The 18454-nt window shown below is 72.5% G+C and carries 15 protein-coding genes; 8 read left to right on the plus strand and 7 right to left on the minus strand.

The window, feature by feature from the left end; genetic code table 11:
- Positions 1-94: 94 nt before the first annotated feature.
- Positions 95-1444 carry a PLP-dependent aminotransferase family protein gene (locus tag ACGFIM_RS10030; RefSeq protein WP_393197516.1) on the plus strand — a complete coding sequence of 450 codons (1350 nt, stop codon included), beginning with the start codon at positions 95-97 and terminating at the stop codon, positions 1442-1444.
- On the opposite strand, the gene ACGFIM_RS10035 is transcribed toward ACGFIM_RS10030, so the two are convergent.
- Positions 1428-2444 carry a hypothetical protein gene (locus ACGFIM_RS10035; protein WP_393197519.1) on the minus strand — a complete coding sequence of 339 codons (1017 nt, stop codon included), beginning with the start codon at positions 2442-2444 and terminating at the stop codon, positions 1428-1430. The two genes, ACGFIM_RS10030 and ACGFIM_RS10035, sit on opposite strands and share 17 nt — an antisense overlap.
- Positions 2445-2524: 80 nt before the next feature.
- The gene (locus ACGFIM_RS10040; protein ID WP_393197522.1) at positions 2525-5452 is read right to left on the minus strand and encodes a bifunctional [glutamine synthetase] adenylyltransferase/[glutamine synthetase]-adenylyl-L-tyrosine phosphorylase; all 2928 of its coding nucleotides are present in this window, start codon (positions 5450-5452) and stop codon (positions 2525-2527) included.
- A gap of 215 nt (positions 5453-5667) precedes the next feature.
- On the opposite strand from ACGFIM_RS10040, the gene ACGFIM_RS10045 reads away from it, so the two are divergent.
- The gene (locus ACGFIM_RS10045; protein WP_393197525.1) at positions 5668-6195 is read left to right on the plus strand and encodes an HXXEE domain-containing protein; all 528 of its coding nucleotides are present in this window, start codon (positions 5668-5670) and stop codon (positions 6193-6195) included.
- A 192-nt stretch (positions 6196-6387) separates the two neighbouring features.
- On the opposite strand, the gene ACGFIM_RS10050 is transcribed toward ACGFIM_RS10045, so the two are convergent.
- Entirely contained in the window at positions 6388-7113 is a 726-nt protein-coding gene (locus ACGFIM_RS10050; protein ID WP_393197528.1) for a type 1 glutamine amidotransferase, read from the minus strand.
- Positions 7114-7163: 50 nt separating this feature from the next.
- On the opposite strand from ACGFIM_RS10050, the gene ACGFIM_RS10055 reads away from it, so the two are divergent.
- Positions 7164-8018, plus strand: a complete 855-nt coding sequence (locus ACGFIM_RS10055) for an alpha/beta fold hydrolase (protein WP_393197531.1) — start codon at positions 7164-7166, stop codon at positions 8016-8018.
- A 163-nt stretch (positions 8019-8181) separates the two neighbouring features.
- On the opposite strand, the gene ACGFIM_RS10060 is transcribed toward ACGFIM_RS10055, so the two are convergent.
- On the minus strand, positions 8182-8907 hold the full coding sequence (locus tag ACGFIM_RS10060) for a hypothetical protein (protein WP_393197534.1): 726 nt from the start codon (positions 8905-8907) through the stop codon (positions 8182-8184).
- Positions 8908-9884: 977 nt separating this feature from the next.
- Here ACGFIM_RS10060 and ACGFIM_RS10065 point away from each other — a divergent pair.
- Positions 9885-10442, plus strand: coding sequence for an AAA family ATPase (locus tag ACGFIM_RS10065; RefSeq protein WP_393197537.1), 558 nt, complete (start codon positions 9885-9887; stop codon positions 10440-10442).
- A gap of 60 nt (positions 10443-10502) precedes the next feature.
- Here the strand turns inward: ACGFIM_RS10065 and glnA are convergent, their stop codons facing one another.
- A complete protein-coding gene (glnA, locus tag ACGFIM_RS10070; protein WP_393197540.1) occupies positions 10503-11864 on the minus strand; it encodes a type I glutamate--ammonia ligase in 1362 nt (453 codons plus the stop codon).
- A 154-nt stretch (positions 11865-12018) separates the two neighbouring features.
- Here glnA and ACGFIM_RS10075 point away from each other — a divergent pair, with 154 nt between their 5' ends.
- Together ACGFIM_RS10075 and ACGFIM_RS10080 are read left to right on the plus strand one after the other, a co-directional pair.
- Complete coding sequence (locus ACGFIM_RS10075; RefSeq protein ID WP_393197543.1) at positions 12019-12564, plus strand: EF-hand domain-containing protein; 546 nt, start codon at positions 12019-12021, stop codon at positions 12562-12564.
- A 65-nt stretch (positions 12565-12629) separates the two neighbouring features.
- Positions 12630-13688: a terpene synthase family protein gene (locus ACGFIM_RS10080; RefSeq protein WP_393197546.1), complete on the plus strand. Its 1059-nt coding sequence runs from the start codon at positions 12630-12632 to the stop codon at positions 13686-13688.
- Here ACGFIM_RS10080 and ACGFIM_RS10085 read toward each other — a convergent pair whose 3' ends face one another.
- Complete coding sequence (locus ACGFIM_RS10085; RefSeq protein ID WP_393197549.1) at positions 13689-14651, minus strand: DUF5937 family protein; 963 nt, start codon at positions 14649-14651, stop codon at positions 13689-13691. It abuts the gene before it with no gap.
- A gap of 59 nt (positions 14652-14710) precedes the next feature.
- On the opposite strand from ACGFIM_RS10085, the gene ACGFIM_RS10090 reads away from it, so the two are divergent.
- Positions 14711-15904 carry an MDR family MFS transporter gene (locus ACGFIM_RS10090; RefSeq protein WP_393197552.1) on the plus strand — a complete coding sequence of 398 codons (1194 nt, stop codon included), beginning with the start codon at positions 14711-14713 and terminating at the stop codon, positions 15902-15904.
- A gap of 143 nt (positions 15905-16047) precedes the next feature.
- The gene (locus ACGFIM_RS10095) at positions 16048-17820 is read left to right on the plus strand and encodes an NAD+ synthase (protein WP_393197555.1); all 1773 of its coding nucleotides are present in this window, start codon (positions 16048-16050) and stop codon (positions 17818-17820) included.
- A gap of 125 nt (positions 17821-17945) precedes the next feature.
- Here the strand turns inward: ACGFIM_RS10095 and ACGFIM_RS10100 are convergent, their stop codons facing one another.
- Positions 17946-18296 carry a hypothetical protein gene (locus ACGFIM_RS10100; RefSeq protein ID WP_393197558.1) on the minus strand — a complete coding sequence of 117 codons (351 nt, stop codon included), beginning with the start codon at positions 18294-18296 and terminating at the stop codon, positions 17946-17948.
- Positions 18297-18454 lie beyond the last annotated feature (158 nt).

An 18454-nucleotide genomic window follows, 5' to 3' on the forward strand; every position in this document is an offset into this window, starting at 1 on the left:
GAACTTGCTGTGAATTGCCAGAAACCATATGTTCAGCGCAGTGACCTGCACAAGAAGATCTTTGTTGCTGAACAAAGATTTATAAGGGGGCAAAGTGGACGCTGCCTGGCTGGCGCGGCGCATCGACGACCCGAGCGCGCGCGGGATCGCCGCCGCACTCACCGACCTCATCAGGGAGGGGACGGTGACGGCGCAGACGCGCCTGCCCACGGTCCGCGGCCTGGCCAGGGAGCTCGGCGTCAGCTCGGGAACGGTCGCCGAGGCGTGGTCTGAGCTGCGCAGGCACGGCATGATCAAGACCGATCGGCGGCGCGGCACGGTGGTGCTCGGGCCGCCCGACGTGCCGCGCCCCATCCGGTACGAGCGGCTCGGCCACTGGGGCGACCGCCTGGCCGTCGATCTGACCATCGCCTCCCCGGACACGGCGCTGCTGCCGCCGCTGGAGGCCGCGCTGGTCGCCGCCGCGCGTACCGACGGGCTCAACGACTACGCCCGCGAGACCATCACCCCGCGCCTGCGCGCCGCCGTGGAGCCCACCTGGCCGTTCGCCGCGCAGAGCTGGCTCGCGGTCGGCGGCGGGTACGAGGCCGTGCAGCTCCTCTGCCAGACGACGGCGCTGCCCGGCGACCGCATCGCCATCGAGGAGCCCACGGGCGCGCGGCTGCTGGACATCCTGGAGACGATCGGCGTACAGATCATCCCGGTCGCCTGCGACGAGGAAGGGCCGCTGCCGGACGCGCTGGCCAAGGCACTGAAGGCGCGGCCGGTGGCGTTCGTCTACCAGCCGCGCGGGCAGTCGCCGTGCGGGCACGCGGTCACGCCGGAGCGCTCGGCGGAACTGGCCGGCCTCCTGGAGCCGGCCACCACGCTCATCGTGGAGGACGACGGCATCGGCGAGCTGTCGGTCTCGCCGATGGTCAGCATGGGGACGCGCTTTCCCGACCGTACGGTGCTGGTGCGCTCGTACTCGAAGTCGCACGGGCCGGACCTGCGGATCGCGGTGATCGGCGGCGCGGCCGACGCGGTGGAGCGGGTGCGCGTGCTGCGCAGCTTCGGCACCGGCTGGACGAGCAGGATCCTTCAGGACGCGCTCGCCCACCTGCTCGAGGACGCGGGCGCGCAGGCGTGCGTGGCCCGCGCCCGCGAGGTCTACGCGCGGCGGCGGGCGCGGATGGCCGCCGAGCTGGCGGCGCGCGGCGTGCGCACCGGCGGCGGCGACGGGCTGGTGCTCTGGGTCCCCGTACGCGACGAGCCCGCCGCCCTGGTCACGCTGGCCGCGCACGGCATCTCGGTGGCCCCCGGCAGCCGGTACGTCATCGACCAGAGCGCCCGGCCCCACCTGCGGCTGGCCACGGCCCGGCTCACCGACGACCCGGCAGAGCTGGCCGAGCTGGCCGACGTGATCGCGCTTGCCGCCGGGCGCGGGGTCAGCGCCGCGACCTGAGCCCGGCGATGCGGCGCAGCACGTCCCACCAGAACGGCGCGCCGAACAGCAGCGCCACGGAGGTCAGCACGAAGCCGGGCCAGTGGCTCGGCGTGCTGACCCGGTCCCACCACGCGCCCCCGTTCCAGCGCACCTCGGGCTCGCCGTCGGCCGGGAGCGAGACGCTGACCAGCGCCTGGCCCATCAGCTTGACCAGCGCGGGCTCGCTGAGCGTCTCGGTGACGCAGGCGACCGGGTCGCCGGAGCCGCCGCAGCGGGCCTTCAGCTCCTCGTACGCGCCCTGCCCCGACCCGGCCACGGCCGTCACCGAGGCGCGGAAGGCGTCGTCGCGCAGCAGCGTCTTGGCGTACTCCAGGCCGTCCATGCTGAACAGCAGCGTCACCGCGACGCCCAGCACGGCGAGCACCCACTTGGCGTAGCGCTTGTAGAGCATCGACAGGCGTTCCATCTCGCCGTCGAACCACCTCTCGACGCCCTTCCTGAACCGGTCGAGGTCGCCCTGCGCGGACTCCCAGACGCCCTTGAGGTGGCCGTAGAGCGGGCTGCCCATCTGCTGGAGCCTGGCCAGGAGGCCTTCGACGTCGCCATTGGCGGCGGCCAGCTCCATCACCGCCACCGCGAACCTGGCGGGCGGGATCTCGGCGATGCTCGTCCTGCCCTGCTTGCCGTGGTCGATCTCCCTGACCCGCTCGTACAGCAGGTTGATCATGGAGGCGCCGGTGCCGGTCCGCGGCACCTCGCCGGCGCTGGAGGGCGCCGGCCTGGCCTCGTGGGCGGGCCGGGGATCGCGGATGAACGGCATCGTCTTGAACACGTCGACCACCCGCGTGGGCAGCCACGAACCGTGGGGGCCCGCGCCGTCCATGGTGTCCCTGAGATAGGCCCACAGGAACTTGCTGCGGATGGACAACAGCCGTACGACGGCCTCGTTGACGCCGCTCACCAGCAGCGACAGCAGCAGGAACGTCACGGCCAGGCCGATGGCAAGATCCAGATACACCGATAACACGGCGGCCATGAAACACCCCCGGGGGTGACAGCGCAATGACGCAGCGCATCAGGAACCCCCGGAAATGTGGATCAGTCTCCGTAGAAGACCCGTTCCACCACCTTCCGGGCGCGCCGGGTGACCCGGCGGTAGTCGTCGAGGAAGTCCTCCGAGCCTTCCGGCGGGTAGCCGAGCGTGCGGGCGATCAGCCCGCGCTCGGTGGAGTCCTTGGGGACGCTGTCGCCCGGCCGGCCCTTGACCAGCATGATCGCGTCGCGGACACGGGAGGCGAAGCGCCACGCCTCGGCCAGCACCGCCTCGTCCTCGGGCGCGAGCAACTCCTCGGCCACGGCCGCGCGCAGCGCCTCCAGCGTGCGCGTGGTGCGCAGCGCCGGCCGCGCGCCGGCGTGGCGGAGCTGCAGGAGCTGGGCCACCCACTCGACGTCGGACAGCCCGCCGGGGCCGAGCTTGGTGTGCAGGGCCGGGTCGGCGCCGCGCGGCAGCCGCTCGGCCTCCATGCGGGCCTTGAGCCGCCTGATCTGCCTGACCGCGTCGTCGCTGAGCCCCTCGCGCGGGTAACGCAGCTCGTCGATCACGGCGGTGAACGCCTCGCCCAGCTCGGGATCGCCCGCCGAGAACCGGGCCCGCAGCAGCGCCTGCGACTCCCATGGCGACGACCAGCGCTCGTAGTAGGAGCGGTAGGAGGCCAGCGTGCGGACCAGCGGCCCCTGCCGGCCCTCGGGCCGCAGGCCGGGGTCGACGTGCAGGGGCGGGTCGGGCGCGGGCAGCGACAGCAACCTGCGCACCTCGTTGGCGACGGCGAAGGCGGCGTCGGTCGCCGCCCGCTCGTCCACGCCGGGCCGCGGCGCGTGCACGAACATCACGTCGGCATCGCTGGCGTAGGAGCACTCCATGCCGCCCAGCCGGCCCATCGCGATGATCGCGAACGAGGTCAGCTCGTGCGCCTCGCCGAGCGCGGCGTCGAGCGCCGCCTGCAGCGTCACGTCGTTGAGCCGCGACAGCGCCATGCCGACGGTCTCGATGTCGATGAGGCCGGAGATGTCGGCCACGGCGGTGCGGAACAGCTCCTTGCGCCGCAGCGCCCGCACCGCGGTGACGGCGCCCTCGGGGTCGCCCGCGTGCCGGGAGACCGCCGCCGACGCCTCGCCCAGCAGCGACTCGGGCGGGCGCGGGGTCAGCTCGTCGTCGGAACCCAGCATGGCGACCGCTTCCGGGGCGTGCATGAGCAGGCCGGTGGCATAGCGGCTGGTGCCGAGCAGCCGCGCCATCCTGGCCGCGACGGCGGTCTCGTCGCGCAGCAGCCGCAGGTACCACGGCGTGCTGCCGAGCTTGTCGCTGACCTGGCGGAAGCCGAGCAGGGCGGCGTCGGGGTCGGGCGTGTCGGCGAACCAGCCGAGCATCACCGGCAGCAGCGTGCGCTGGATCGCGGCCCGCCGGGAGACGCCGGTGGACAGTGCGGCGATGTGGCGCAGCGCGCCGGCCGGGTCGACGTAGCCCAGCGCCTTCAGCCGGGCCTCGGCGGCCGAGGCGGACAGCCGCGCCTCCGACTCCGGCAGCCGCGCCACGGCCTGCAGCAGCGGCCGGTAGAACAGCTTCTCGTGCAGCCGCCTCGCCTCCATCGCGTGACGGCGCCACCGGGTGGTGAACTCTCCCACCGGGTCGGCGTACATGCCGAGCGCCCGTCCGAGGCGGCGCAGATCGGCCTCGCCGGTGGGCACGACGTGGGTGCGGCGCATCCGGTGGAGCTGCAGCAGGTGCTCGACCTGGCGCAGGAACGAGTACGCCTCGGCCAGGCTCTTCGAGTCGTCGCGCCCGACGTAACCGCCGCGGGAGAGCGCCGCCAGCGCGGGCAGCGTGGCCCTGCGGCGCAGCAGCGGGTCGAGCCTGCCGTGGACGAGCTGGAGCAGCTGCACGGCGAACTCGATGTCGCGCAGCCCGCCGGGCCCCAGCTTCAGATGCCGGTCGCCTTCCTCGCGCACGTGGGCCTCGACCCGGCGGCGCATGGCCTGGACGTCCTCCACGAAGTGCTCGCGGGTGGCGGCCGACCAGACCATCTCGTTGACGGCGGCGACGTAGGAGGCGCCCAGCTCGAGGTCGCCGGCCACCGGCCTGGCCTTGAGCAGCGCCTGGAACTCCCACGTCTTGGCCCAGCGGCGGTAGTAGGCGAGGTGGCTCTCCAGCGTGCGGACCAGCGGCCCCGAGCGGCCCTCGGGCCGCAGCCCGGCGTCGACCTCCCACAGCGAGCCCTCGGACGTGGTCGCCGAGCAGGCCCGCATCATCGCCTGGGCGAGCCGGGTGGCCGTGCGCAGCGCCTTGGTCTCGTCGGCGCCGTCCTTGGGCTCCGCGACGAAGATCACATCGACGTCGCTGATGTAGTTGAGCTCCCTGGCGCCGCACTTGCCCATGCCGATGACCGCGAAGCGCACGTCGGAGGCGTCGATCTCGGCGCGCGCGATGGCGAGCGCGGCCTCCAGCGCGGCGCCCGCGAGCTCGGACAGCTCGGCGGTGACCTCCTGCAGCGCGAGCGTGCCGGTGAGGTCGCGGGCGGCCAGGTGGGCGAGCCTGCCGCGGTAGGCCACGCGCAGGGCCGTGAACGCGTCGTTGCCGCCGCTCCGCGCGCGCGGCTCGCTGTCGTCCGGGTCGGCGCCGACGGCGCGCAGCAGCTCGGCCCTGGCGTCGCCGAGGTCGTCCTCGGCCAGCAGGGCGATGTGGCCGGGATGGCGGACGAAGTGGTCGCCGAGCGCCGCGCTCACCCCGAGCACGGCCAGCAGGCGGCTCTTGAGCCGGTCGTCGCCGCGCACCGTGCCGAGGACGGCCGGCTCGCGCTCGATCAGCCGGGTGAACGAGACCAGCGCCTGGTCGGGGTCGGCGACCTCGACCAGCGCCTCCAGGATGTCGTCGAGATCGTCCGGCGAGCGGCTGACCAGCTGGGCGGCCCTGGCGCCGTCGGCGAAACCGAGTTTGGCGAGCCTGGCCGCGGTGGATTCGATCCTGGGCACCCCTCCATCTTGACAGCTCTTTCCGGTCCGGCCGTAGCATGGTCTCGCAACGCAACGTTGCGTTGCATTTTGGAGAGGGAGACGTGCTGATGAGCCGGGGCGAGGGAGCAGCGGGCCGGGTCGGGGAAACGGCGGGCCGAGTCGGAGGAGCAGCGGGCCGGGTCGGGGAAACGGCGGGACGGGTCGGAGGAGCGGCGGGACGGGTCTCCGCCGGCGTGGCGTGGGGGCTGCTGGGGGCGTGGGTCGTGCACGACGCCGAGGAGCTGGCCACGATGGCGCGGTGGACGCGACAGGCGCGGCCCCGGCTGGAGTCCCGGCTCCCCTGGGTGCCGTGGGAGCGGCTCGAGGTGTCACAGGCGCACGTCAACATGGCCATCGGGCTCATGGGCGGGGTCATGGCGGGCGCGGCGGCGCTGGGAGCGCGTACCGGCGGACGCAGCCCGGTCTTCCAGGCGGCGCTGGCCGGGTTCGGGGCGCACGGGGTGGTGCATCTGGCGCAGGCCGCACTGGTCAGGGGGTACGTGCCCGGCGTGGTGACCGCTCCCCTGGTGGTGCTCCCGTACGCGGTGTGGGCCTGGCGGCGGCTGCGGGCCGCCGGAGTGCCGGTGACGTCGCATGCCGGCGGGCTCGCGGCGCTGCCACTGGTGCTGGCGGGCGTGCACGCGCTCGCCCACGCCCTGACCGGCCGCCGCGGAAACCCGCCGGACGCACGGGCCCGTACGCGACGCCCCCGAAAGCCCTGACCTGCCCCCACCCGCACAAGCCCGACCGGCCCCGCCACGCACGGCGCCCTTCACAGACCTCGACCGGCCCCGCCACGCACGGCGCCCTTCACGGACCTCGACCCGCCCCGCCACCGCACACGGCGCCCTGCACGGACCCCGACCCGCCCCGCCACCGCACACAGGGCGCTTCACGGACCCCGACCGGCTGCGCTACCCCGCTCGGTGGTTCTTGACCAGATTCCCGAAGGCCTCGGCGACCGGGCGCCAGGTCGCCACCAGGTGGTCCTCGGCGGCCTTCATCTCGGCGTTCAGATCCTCGGCCCGGTAGCCCTGGGCGCTCAGGGCGTCGCCCCCCGAGGAGTCCCCCTGAGCGGACTGGGCCGTCCAGGCGGCGAAGATCTCGGGCGTGGCCTCCGGGTGGAACTGCACCGCCCAGGCCGCCTCGCCCAGGCGGTAGCCCTGGTTCGGGTAGCGGTCGCCGGTGAACAGCGGCACCGCGCCGTCCGGCAGCCGCGTCATCGCATCCTGGTGGTACTGCACGGCCACCGCCCGCTCGCCGACGCCCGAGAAGAGCCGGTCCGAGGCGGCGGCGCGCAGCGCGATCACCTCGCACGCGCCGACCTCCAGCCCGGCGGAGCCGCGCTCGACCGTCCCGCCGCAGGCCATGGTGAGCAGCTGCGCGCCCAGGCAGATGCCCAGCGTGGGCGTGCCCTCCTCCACGGAGCGCCGCAGCAGGTCGCGGGTGGCGGGCTGCCACGGGCTGCGTTCGTCCTCCCAGGCCGCCGCCGCGCCGCCGAGCACGATCAGCCCGCCGTCCGCCCGTTCCGGCACCTCCTGGCCCAGGTAGGGCCGCACGACGTCGCAGGGAACGCCGAGCCACTCGGCGAGGTACCCGAGACCGGCCTCGGCCTCGTGCTCGATGACCGTAATCCGCATATCGACAATTATCCGGCCATTTGACAGTGCGAGTCTCTATGCTGCCGCGCATGACTGTTGCATTCGATGAGGTGGACGGACAACGCATCGTCACGTTCGGCAAGGGCCCTCGCAAGATCATCGCCATGCACGGCGTCTCGGCCGTGTCGATGTGCTGGGCCACGATCGGCAGGCGGCTGCCGGACGACTGGTCTCTGATCGCCATCGACCTGCGCGGACGCGGGCAGAGCGACTCGCTGCCCGGGCCGTACGGACTGGACCGGCACGCCGAGGACGTGCTGCGGATCGCCGACCGCGTCGGCGCCGGGCCCGACGCGGTGCTGACCGGACACTCGATGGGCGCGTACGTGGCCGTGCTGGTCGCCGCGCAGCGGGAGTTCGCCAAGGTCGTGCTGGTGGACGGCGGCATCCCGTTCGCCCCGCTGCCCAAGGGCCAGGATCCGGACACGGCCACCCAGGCCCTGCTGGGACCGGCGCTGGAACGGCTGCGGCAGACGTACGCCTCGCCCGAGGAGTACGTGGCGTTCTTCAAGGCCCATCCGGCCTTCGCCGGCAAGTGGACCGACGACGTCGAGGCGTACGTGCGCTACGACCTCACCGGCCCCGAGGGCGCGTTGCGGTCGCGGGCGGTCGGCGAGGCCGTCCTGGAGGACGGCCGGTGGTTGTTCGCCGAGCGGGACAGGATCGCGGCGGACCTTGAGCGGGTCTCCACTCCGATGACGTTGCTGCGGGCTCCGCGCGGCCTGCTCGACCAGCCGGTGGGGATGCTGCCCGACTATCTCGTCAGGCCCTGGGTCGACCGCCTGCCGACGCTGCATGACGAGGTGGTGCCCGACTGCAACCACTACACGATCCTGTTCGACGAGCGCTGCGCGGACATCGTCGCGGAGCGGCTCACGTCCTGACCCCGGACGAGCGAAAAGGCCACCTCACACCCTGACCCCGGACGAGCGAAGGAGCCTCCACACACCCTGACCCCGGACAAGCGAAGGAGCCACCACACACCCTGACCCCGGACAAGCGAAGGGGCCTCCGAGACGCGCTCGGAGGCCCCTTACGCTACGCGGTTCAGCGTGGAGCGATCCAGGTGGCCTTGGCCGCCGCGACCAGCGTGCCGTCCACCTCGTAGATGCCGCTCTGGCCGTAGAGCTTGCGCCCGTCGCGGCCGGTCGGGCGGGCCACCACGGAGTAGCGGCCGCCCGGCAGGATCTCCCCGCGGATCTGCAGGGTCAGCCGGCCCAGCAGGGCGCTCTCGCCCGGGCCGAAGTGGGCCCAACCGGTGATGCAGTCGAGCACCGCGCCGACGATGGAGGCCGGGACGCCGTCATCGTCGGTCACCGTGAACGGCACCCGCCAGCCGGCCGCCACCAGGTCGGTGCCCTCGACCGGGCCGGGGAAGATGCGCAGGCCGTCACCGGGCTCGCGCAGGCCGCAGGCGAAGCACTCGGCGAACGGGTGCTTGCGCAGGCCCGCGAACCCGGCCTCGGCACGGGCCGCGTCGTTGAACGGCACGAAGCCGGGGCCCTCGAGGTCCTCCGTCACGGGGATGGCCTCGACCAGCAGCTTGTCGCCGTGGAAAAGGGAGGCGGAGTTGGCCATGTGGTCGAGACGCAGCTCGGTCTCCAGCGGAGTCGGAGCGTGCAGGGTGACCTCGACGGCTGATCGGCTACCTGATCGGCCACCGTTCAGCGCCTCCTCCATGGTGCCCGCGATCCAGCCGCCGTTGGCGACGCCCACGGGACCACGGAAGCGCTTGGGAACGGTCAACACGGTCTGCAAGGCAGCCGTCGTCATGCCACACCCTCCTATATCGCCCCAATCGGCGAAAAGTCCGGAAATATCATAAAGAGCAGGCCGATTTTACTGGACTCCCGCTTTACCAGGGGACGGGGGCCCTGGCGGCCTCTCGACGCTCCTCCATAACGCCTCGAAGGGGGCCGAAACTTCCCCCCGCCCAGGGGTTTCACGACGATAGGCGTCGCGCATCGCGGGGACGTGTCCCGGGCGTGAGAAGGAACGAAAATCGGCCTCACTCCGAACCGCTTCAGGAGTGAGGCCGATCAAGGCGTCGGCAGTACCTTAACGGGGTTTCCGGCGCGCCGCGAACGATTCCGCCGAATCCGGTGATGAGCCCGCCAAAGCATGCGCAGCCATGCCCGATCACCCCTGGCCAGAGCCTGTCCCGCCCTCCTCCGCACACGAATCCCCGAACCGTGCCGACCGCCCTTCCGCACTCCTGGTCGCGTCCCCGCCGGCCTTCTCCGACACCCTCGCGCACGCGGCGGACGGAGGGAGCGGCGGAGGTGGTGACGCCGTGCTCGCGTATGCGGGAGACGACCTCGTCGAATGTGCTCTGCGCGCAGGCGACGATGACGGCCTCGGCACGTGCGCGGCCGATGGCCTCGGCCACCGCGACCCGATGCCGGAACTGCCGCCGTGCCACGCGCCCCTCCGAACCCTTCGGCGCGGGACCTCCCGGCCCGCGTGGTCCGGCCCCTGGCGCGCGGCTCTCCTGCACCTGCCATAACGACACTCCGAACCCTGGGCGCGTGCCCCTCAGCCCGTGTTCCGTCCGCAGGCCCGCGCTCCTTCCCCAAGGCGCGTGCTCATCCGACCCCATGGCCGCTCGTCTCCGGAAGCGGTCGTGCGCGAGTTCCGCCGGTGTCGGAGAGCCTGGAGGTGCGTACGGCCTATGCTGGCCCGGCGTACAAGATCGGAAATAGCGGGGGTAGGGAGTGGAGGGGGCGAGGCTGCGGTACCCGCCCGGATCCTTGGTCATCCTGACGGGGCTGCCGGGCGCGGGGAAGACCACGCTGCTGCGCCGCCTGTACGGCCTGCACGGCGACGAGAGCGCGCCCGTGACGGCCGGCGCGGTCGTGGTGATCGACTCGTCGCAGTCGCGGCGGCGCTGGGACGGCAGGCTCACGTGGGCGCCGTACCCGCTGCGGCGGGCCGTGGTGTTCGTCACCCATGTGAACCGCATCCGGCGGGCGCTCGCTCAGGGTTCGTCGGTGGTGGCGCACAACCGGGGCTGCGCGCCGTACGTGCTGCGCGGCTTCGCCTGGCTGGCCCGCAGGCACGGCGCGGCCTTCCACCTGCTGCTGCTGGACGCGCCGCCGGAGGAGGCGCTGGCCGGGCAGCGTGCGCGGGGCCGGGTGGTCTCGCCCAGGACGTTCGCCCGCCACCAGCGGCGGGTGGAGAGCCTGTTGACCCGCGTCAAGGGCGGCGACCCCGCTCCGGCCGCGGGCGCGCACGTCATCGACCGCGCCCAGGCCGACCTGCTGGAGTCCATCGTCTTCGACGCCCCCGCCCACCACTTCAGCGGGTGACGCCGGCGCGCGGCCGGCAGGGTCGGCCCGCAGGTGTCGGGACGGCTCCGCGCCCGGGGGTCAGAGGATGGGCAGGTAGCGGCCCAGCTCGAACTCGGTCACGGTGCGGCGGTACTCGCGCCACTCCGAGCGCTTGTTGCGCAGGAAGAAGTCGAAGACGTGCTCGCCCAGCGTCTCGGCGACCAGCTCGCTGCGTTCCATGACCTCGATGGCGTCGTGGAGCGACCCGGGCAGCGGCTGGATGCCCAGGGCGCGGCGCTCGGCGCTGGTAAGGGTCCAGACGTTGTCCTCGGCGGCGGCGGGCAGCTCGTAGCCCTGCTCGATGCCCTTGAGCCCGGCGGCGAGGATGAGCGCGAAGGCGAGGTACGGGTTGCAGGCGGAGTCGAGCGAGCGGAACTCGATGCGGGTGGAGCCGGTCTTGTGCGGCTTGTACATCGGCACCCGGACCAGGGCCGAGCGGTTGTTGTGGCCCCAGCAGATGTAGGAGGGCGCCTCGCCGCCCTGCCCGGCGATGGCCTCGGCGCCGCCCCACAGCCGCTTGTAGGAGTTGACCCACTGGTTGGTGATGGCGGTGATCTCGGCGGCGTGCCTGAGCAGGCCCGCGATGAACGAGCGGCCCACCTTGGACAGCTGGTAGTCGGCGCCGGCCTCGTAGAAGGCGTTTCTGTCGCCTTCGAACAGCGACATGTGGGTGTGCATGCCGGAGCCGGGGTGCTCGGTGAACGGCTTGGGCATGAACGAGGCCCAGATGCCCTGCTCCAGCGCGACCTCCTTCATGACCAGGCGGAAGGTCATGATGTTGTCGGCCGTGGTGAGCGCGTCGGCGTAGCGCAGGTCGATCTCCTGCTGGCCGGGGGCGCCCTCGTGGTGGCTGAACTCGACGGAGATGCCCATCGACTCCAGCATCATGATCGCCTGGCGGCGGAAGTCGTGGCCGGCGCTGTGGGGCGTGTGGTCGAAGTAGCTGCCGGAGTCGATGGGCTCGGGCCGCTCGCCCGGCTCCGGCTTCTTCTTGAGCAGGAAGAACTCGATCTCGGGGTGGGTGTAGAAGGTGAACCCCATGTCGGCGGCCTTGGCGAGCGTGCGCTTGAGCACCCAGCGCGGGTCGGCGTGGGACGGCGAGCCGTCGGGCATGAGGATGTCGCAGAAGATGCGGGCCGCGCCGGGCGCCTCGCTGCGCCAGGGCAGGATCTGGAACGTCGCGGGGTCTGGCTTGGCCAGCATGTCGGACTCGTAGACGCGGGCGAAGCCCTCGATCGCCGAGCCGTCGAACCCGATGCCCTCGGCGAAGGCGCCTTCGAGCTCGGCGGGCGCGATCGCCACGGACTTGAGGAAGCCGAGCACGTCAGTGAACCACAGCCGGATGAACCGGATGTCGCGTTCCTCGAGCGTGCGGAGCACGAACTCTTGCTGGCGGTCCACAGCATCCCCTCGATCGACGAAACTACAGGTCACTTACCAGCATGCCGTGTCCGTGTTTCGCACACGTTACGGGGGTCACCGGTGCGAGCCTCGCTGACAAAGGGCCTCCCCCGACCTACTGTGATCAACGCAGTCAGTCTCGGGGGAGGCATTGGTGGCCATCGACCTGCTCAATCACAAGCTCGATCGGGCGTTCGACCACATCGACGCGAACGGCAACGGCGTCGTCGAGCGTGAGGACCTGCTGGGGCTGGGCGCCCGCATCCTGGTGGGCTTCGGGGAGTCCCCCACCTCGGTCACCGGAGCGCGCCTCATCGACGGCTTCGACCGCATCTGGTTCGCGCTCTCGTACGCGCTCGAACGCGACGGCGACTCCGGCATCGCGCGCCCCGACTTCCTCAAGGGGATGACCGCGGCGTTCGTCACCGGCGAGCACTACGACCCGGTGTTCCGCCCGGCCACGGTGGCGGTGGCCGAGCTGTGCGACGGCGACCGGGACGGCGAGATCGGCATGGGCGAGTTCAGGACGCTGCTGTCGGCGTACGGCGTCGCCTACGACGACGTGGACCAGGCCTTCGATCGGCTCGACAGGTCCGCGAGGGGCGTGCTCACGACGGACGAGCTGGTCGCGGCCTTCGCCGACTACTACCGCAGCGACGACCCCAACGCCGCCGGCAACTGGCTTTTCGGCCCTCTGTAAAGAGCACTGTGAAGAGCGCTGTGAGATGCACGTAGAGAACACGGTGAGAACACGGTGAAAAGCCCATGAAGAGCACAGTCAACAGTCCTTCGAACAGTGGGGAGCCCGCGCCCGCCGACGCGCCATCGGGCCAAGCCGCAAGCCCGTCCACGTCCGGCACCGTGCTGTCCACGGTGCGCACCGCACTGCGTTCGGCGCTGTCGTCGCTGCTGCCGCTGCCGCGCAGGGGCGGCTCGGCCGCGACGGCGCTGCTGCCGCTGACCGAGCGGGTGCCGGCGATGGCCGCGCCGTGCCGGATGCACCCGGCCGTGTACGCGATCGAGGCCGCCGTCATCGACTGGGCCAGGCGTACGGGGCTGCCCGCCGATCCCGGCGTCGGCTACCACCGGGTGGCGGGCCGGGCGTTCTCGGAGTTCGACGCCGCGGCGGCGGCGCTGTTCGCGCAGTGGCTGACGTGGCTGTTCCACCTGGACGACGAGCTGGACGAGCGGTCGGGCCCGCTGGACGTCTTCCACGGCCTGCTCGAGGGAGCCGCCCGCCATCCGCTCGAAGCGGCCTTCGCCGACCTGTGGCGGGTGACGAGCGCGCGGATGAGCGACAGCTGGCGGGCCAGGTTCGCGGTGGGGCTGCAGCGCCAGTACGACGCCTGCCGCACCGAGGCCGACAACCGGGCGGCGGGGCGGATGCCGACGATCGAGGAGTATCCGGCGCTGCGCAGGGGCACCGTGGGCCCCTACCTGTACGACCTGGTCGAGCCGTGCCTGCGGGTCGAGGTGCCCGCCTGGGTGCAGGAGTCGGAGCCGTGGCGGCTGCTGGTGGAGGCCTGCAGCGACGTCACGGCGTGGTGCAACGACGTCGCGTCGCGCCCCAAGGAGCGCGGCGACGTGCACAACTTCGTGGTGCTCGCGATGCGGCAGCTCGGGCTGGGCGAGCGGGAGGCGACGGCCTGGGTGCTCGACAGGATCGCGCGGCGCTGCGAGGACATGCGCGAGGCCGCGCGGCGGCTGCCGCTCGACGATCTCGCGCCCGCGGTGGCGCGGGACGTGAGCAAGGTGGCGTGCACGTATCTGGCGGCGCCCCGCGCCCACCTGGACTGGCTGCTGGAGTCGAAGCGGTACGCCTGATCATCGGGTGCCCGCCAGCATGTCGCCGGCGAGGGTGCGGCGATAGAGCACCTGCTTGCCGATCCGCATCCCCACGGCCAGCCCGCCGCGGCTGAGCACGCCGAGGTGCTGGCTGACCGCGCCGGGCGTGAGGTCCATGCGGGCGGCCAGCGCGGAGGTGGTGGCGGGCTCGGCGAGCGCGAGCAGGATGCGGGCCCGGCTCTTGCCGATGAGCGCGGCGAGCGCGTCGGGCGCGGGCGGCGGGCCCTGCTCCCACAGCGTGCCGACGCCTTCCACGGGGTAGACGAGCATCGACTGGTACGGGGCGGACATCACGGCCACGGCCGGCCAGTAGAAGGCGCTGGGCACGAGCACGAGCCCGTCGCCGTGGAGCCCTTTGAGGTCGCAGTGGGGGCGGTCGATGAGCAGCCGCTCCCCCGTCCACCGCACGGCGGGGCCGAGCCCGGCGAACAGCTCGCGGGCCCCGCCCTCGGCGAGGCGGCGCGAGCGGCGCAGCACGTCGCGTTCGAGCAGGCCGTACACGCGGGGCCAGAACTCGGCGAAGCACCGCTCCCAGTACTCCTCCAGCGTGGCGGCCACCCGCGCGATGCCGGCCTCGGGGTCGGCCATGAACCGGTCGATCACCTCGGGCGCGCCGGCCCGCAGCCGGGCCGCCTCCTGCTTGACCTGCCCCGGGTCGCTGCGCCTGACCCGGTCGAGCTCTCCGGCGAAGTCCGGCATGGGGGTGTCGGGCGGCGGGGTGAGGAAGTCGGCGAGGTAGCCGGTGGGCGGCACGAGCGCGAACAGCTCGGTCAGGTCGAGCCCGGCCAGCCGGGGACGTACGGCCTTGAGCCAGGGCAGGTGGACCGACTGCCTGGCGGGCGCCCGCAGCGTCCGCAGGCTGGCCACCAGCTCCCACATCGGGGAGAACGCGAAGCGGATGCGGGCGACGTCCTCCGAGGTCAAGCGCCAGGCGATGGACATGTTTTCAGTCTGGCCTAAATCGTTCGCGCCGCGAATAACGACATATCACGCTATCCCGCGTGTCTAGTCCTCCTGTCGAGAAGCCCTCCTTCATCAAGGCCCAGGTCGGCGGGCTGCCCCGCCCGTTCTGGGCGTTGTGGGGCGGGACGCTGGTGAACCGCCTGGGCACCATGGTCATGCCCTTCACCGGCGTCTTCCTGACCCAGAGCCGCGGCCTGCCGGTCGCCGCCGCGGGCCTGGTCATGGGCGTGTTCGGCGCCGGTTCGCTGCTGTCGCAGTTCCTGGCGGGCGTGCTCACCGACCGCGTCGGGCGCCGGGCCACGCTCGCGGGCGGCATGGTGGCCACGTCCGTGTTCATGCTGGCGCTCGGCTACAGCACCGCACTGCCCGCGATCCTGGTGTCGATGTTCTTCCTCGGCCTGGTCACGGACATCTACCGGCCGGCCTCCAACGCCCTGGTCGCCGACCTGGTCTCGCCCGAGGAGCGGCCGCGGGCGTACGGGCTGCTGTTCTGGGGCATCAACCTCGGCTACTCGGTCGGTGTGACGGCCGGCGGCTGGCTGGCCCAGCTCGGCTTCCTGTGGTTGTTCTGGATCGACGCGGTGTCCTGCCTGGTCTTCGCCGCGCTGGTGTGGCGGGCGGTGCCGGAGACCCGGCCGCAGGGCCGCGAGCAGGGCGGCGGGTTCGGCGTGGTGCTGCGCGACCGGGTGATGGTCGCCTTCACGCTGGTCGCGCTGGGCAACGCGCTGGTCTACTCCCAGACGCTCTCCATGCTGCCGGTGGCGATGAGCGAGGTGGTCGGGCTGACGCCCGGCGAGTACGGCATGGCCATGGCGCTGAACGGCGTGCTCATCGTCGTCGTCCAGCCGCTCGTCTCGGGATGGCTGGGGCGGCACGACCCCGCCCGCACGTTCGCGCTGGGGGTGGCGGTGATGGCGGCCGGGTTCGCGATGACCGCGTTCGTCACCACCGTGGGGGAGCTGGTACTGACGATCGCGGTGTGGACGGCGGGCGAGGTCATCACCGCGGGCATCCCGGGCTCGATCGTCGCCCGGCTGGCGCCGCCCGAGCTGCGCGGGCGCTACTCCGGGTTGTTCGGGTTCGCCTGGTCGCTGGCGGCGGTGCTGGCACCGACGCTCGGCGGCGTGCTGCTCGCGAGGGGCTCCACGGTGCTGTGGTTCACGATCGGCGGCGTCGGCGCGATCGCGGCGGCCGGCATGCTCCTCCTCGGCCCCGCGATCCGCCGCCGCTGACCGCGCCCTCCCCGCCGGCGCCGGCCCGCTTCCCGGGAGCGCCGGCCCGGTCTTCCCGCCGTTGCCGGCCTGCCCCCCAAAGGAGATAAAGCACACTTTTCGTCTTTTGGACGATAAAAATCGGGGCGTACTAGGCTGGTCACGTGGCACAACTGCGCATTGCCCTGGCACAGACCAATCCGACCGTGGGCGACCTGAGCGCCAACGCCGACCGGCTCATCGCGTGGACGCGCGAAGCCGCCGGCCGCGGGGCCCATCTCGTCGTCTTCACCGAGATGTTCCTCACCGGCTATCCGGTGGAGGACCTGGTGCTGCGCACCTCCTTCGTGGAGGCCAGCATCAGGACGCTTGACGAGGTGGCGCGCAGGCTCGCCGACGAGGGCCTCGGCGAGCTACCGGTCGTGGTCGGCTACGTCGACCGCGCCAACCTCGCCCCCAGGGTCGGGCAGCCGAAGGGCGCCCCGCTCGACGCCGCCGCACTGCTGTACAGGGGCGAGGTGGTCACCAGGACGGCCAAGCACCACCTGCCCAACTACGGCGTGTTCGACGAGTACCGCTACTTCGTGCGCGGCGACCGGCTGCCCATCTTCCGGCTGCACGGCGTCGACGTGGCCATCGCGGTGTGCGAGGACCTCTGGCAGGAGGGCGGCCCCGTGGCCGTCGTGGGCCAGGCGGGCGCCGGGCTGCTCATCGCGCCCAACGCCTCGCCGTACGAGAAGGAGAAGGACGACGTACGGCTGGAGCTCTGCGCGCGGCGCGCCCGCGAGGCCGGGTGCGCGCTCGTCTACGTCAACCAGGTCGGCGGGCAGGACGAGCTGGTCTTCGACGGAGACTCCATCGTGGTCGACGCCTCCGGCGAGCTGGTGGCGCGGGCCGGGCAGTTCCAGGAGGAGCTGCTGGTCGTCGACCTCGACGACCTGCCGGTGTCCGACGCCGAGCCGGGGACGTACCCGTACGACGCGGGCGACGGCACCACCATCACCGTCGAGCGCCTGGTGCTGTCGGACGAGCCCGTCGCCCCCTACGAGGCGCAGCCGGCCACGATCGCCCCGCGCCTCGACACGCTCGCCGAGGTCTACTCGGCGCTGGTGCTCGCGGTGCGCGACTACGTCGCCAAGAACGGCTTCCGGTCCGTCATCCTCGGCCTGTCCGGCGGCATCGACTCCGCGCTGACCGCCACCATCGCCTCCGACGCCATCGGCCCCTCGCGGGTCCACGTCGTCCTCATGCCCTCCCGCTACTCCTCCGACCACTCGGTGACCGACGCGGAGGAGCTGGTCCGCAGGCAGGGCGTCAACGCGCGCGTGGTGCCGATCGCCGAGATCGTCAACGCGTACGAGAAGGAGATCGAGCTGTCCGGCCTGGCCGCCGAGAACCTCCAGGCGCGCGTGCGCGGCATGCTGCTCATGGGGCTGTCCAACCAGCACGGCCATCTGGTGCTCACCACCGGCAACAAGAGCGAGCTGGCCACCGGCTACTCCACCCTCTACGGCGACTCGGCCGGCGGCTTCGCGCCCATCAAGGACGTGCCGAAGACGATGGTGTGGGAGCTGGCCAAGTGGCGCAACGCCAACACGCTCCCCGGGTTCCTGCTCGACGCCGAGCGGCCCATCCCCGAGAACTCCATCACCAAGGAGCCGAGCGCCGAGCTGCGGCCCGGCCAGCGCGACACCGACTCGCTGCCGCCGTACGAGGTGCTCGACCGGCTGCTCGACGACTACGTGGAGAAGGACATGGGCTCGCGGGAGCTCATCGCGGCCGGGCACGACCCCGACCTGGTGGCGCGGGTGATCCGGCTGGTGGACCTGGCGGAGTACAAGCGGCGGCAGTACCCGCCCGGCCCGAAGATCACGCCGAAGAACTTCGGGCGTGACCGCCGCCTGCCGATCACCAACCGCTGGCGCGAGACCACCTGAGCCCGTTCGCGCGCAAGGCCCCGGCTTCCGCTGAGCCGGGGCCTTGCGCGTACAGGAGGCGCGCGGCGCGGTCTCCGGCGTGGAGCCCGATCACGGCGGCACGGCGCTCCCGATGCCCGGCGCGCCTACATGTCGAGGGAGAGGGCGGCGGACTCGGAGAGCCCGGTGCGGGCGGCGAGGCGGCGGCGGGCGCGGACCTCGGCGCTCGTGCGCGGCCTCGGCTTGGGGTCCCGGCCGCATCCGCACGGCTCGAAGCCCTCGTACCGCAGGCCGGCCTCCAGGACGGCGGCGACGGCGCGCCACCGGCGCTCGTCGCCGCGGCGGGGCGCGGCGAAGTCGTGTCCGGCGTAGCGCGCCGGCCGCGCGCAGCGGGGGCAGGGAGGCTCATGCCCCGGCTGCCAGGGGCGCTTGAAGCTGCGGCGGCACGCCACGCACACGTAGTGGACCTTGTAGTCGACGAACGCGTAGGTGCACATGATCTCGCCAGCCTAACGCGCGGGCGGATCGTCCGCGCGGCCGCTCGTGGTCCCCGAGAACCCGCCCCGGACGCCGCCGGCCCGATAAGGGGCGCCTCCGGCCCCGTCAAAGGGGCGCCTCCGGCGACGGAACGCCTCATAAGGGCTTTCCGGGAAGG

This window comes from Nonomuraea sp. NPDC049309, assembly GCF_043196965.1.
GTDB lineage: Bacteria > Actinomycetota > Actinomycetes > Streptosporangiales > Streptosporangiaceae > Nonomuraea > Nonomuraea fastidiosa.

Coding starts and splice junctions, on each gene's coding strand:
- ACGFIM_RS10050 (WP_393197528.1), bottom strand. CDS start 7,113: ATGCGGATTACGGTCATCGAGCACGAGGCCGAGGCCGGTCTCGGGTAC.
- ACGFIM_RS10055 (WP_393197531.1), top strand. CDS start 7,164: ATGACTGTTGCATTCGATGAGGTGGACGGACAACGCATCGTCACGTTC.
- ACGFIM_RS10060 (WP_393197534.1), bottom strand. CDS start 8,907: ATGACGACGGCTGCCTTGCAGACCGTGTTGACCGTTCCCAAGCGCTTC.
- ACGFIM_RS10080 (WP_393197546.1), top strand. CDS start 12,630: ATGAAGAGCACAGTCAACAGTCCTTCGAACAGTGGGGAGCCCGCGCCC.
- ACGFIM_RS10085 (WP_393197549.1), bottom strand. CDS start 14,651: ATGTCCATCGCCTGGCGCTTGACCTCGGAGGACGTCGCCCGCATCCGC.
- ACGFIM_RS10100 (WP_393197558.1), bottom strand. CDS start 18,296: ATGTGCACCTACGCGTTCGTCGACTACAAGGTCCACTACGTGTGCGTG.